The sequence below is a fragment of the Rothia sp. HMSC069C01 genome (genome assembly GCF_001814655.1).
GTDB classification, from domain to species: Bacteria; Actinomycetota; Actinomycetes; order Actinomycetales; family Micrococcaceae; genus Rothia; species Rothia dentocariosa.
Genome location: NZ_KV817381.1, coordinates 205,771 through 206,547 on the forward strand (window position 1 = coordinate 205,771; position 777 = coordinate 206,547).

Sequence of the window (777 nt, forward strand, 5' to 3'; positions counted from 1 at the left end):
CTTTTTGGGTATGGGCTTGAGGTGTCGAAAGATTTTCTCCCTCGCGTTGAGGAGTATTTTGAAGGTCATCAGACGATCTGTGCTGGTCCCAATGCTGTATATCCCTGGTCTCAGCAGGAGGAGCGGAAGAAGAAATATTTTCCTAGTGGTTTTCCAGATCCGTTGTATGACAAGAATGGTATCTGGATAACTGACCCCGATGAGTATCCTGAAAGTACCACTTACACCGATAACAAACGATGTACAAGATAAGAACATCTGAAAGTTAACATAAACAAAGAATACGGACCGTAGTCCAGGTCATTATCTAACTTTTATTCGTCTTATTGACTAAGCCTGAAAGGAAAAAGCTTATGCCGTATGAACATAGTCTTTCAAAACCTTTTATTGCCCCGATCTTCATTGAAGAGGATGGGTATTGGCAGAATTGTATGAAGCCCTATCTTGAGCGTGAAGGGTGGTATATCGCAGAGGTTGACTGTGCCGGTGTGGTAGATGCCCGGGACTTTGGGCGTCGTTTTTTAACAGCCCTGGATTTCGACTGGGACTCTTTCTTGCATGAGTTCGATACAGAGTGGGCTTATGAATACGCTACTGCAGTCGATTGGCTTGATCTGCGTCAGGGGTTGTTTGTGTATTATAAAAATTTTGAGGATGTTCTGTCGATGGCGGACCGTTTAGGGAACGATAGTTACGCTATCTATGCCGTAAATATCATTGACTCAATGCGTCTGAACTATCCGATGCGTCCTAGCCCATATCCTCGGTCTGGGGATG

Annotated in this window: 2 pseudogenes; both read left to right on the forward strand. The window is 44.4% G+C overall.

Annotation, left to right across the window (positions count from 1 at the left end):
* Positions 1-252 (forward strand): annotated as a pseudogene (locus HMPREF2981_RS10925) (hypothetical protein); the annotation flags it as partial.
* A gap of 101 nt (positions 253-353) precedes the next feature.
* A pseudogene (locus tag HMPREF2981_RS02955) lies at positions 354-777 on the forward strand (hypothetical protein); the annotation flags it as partial.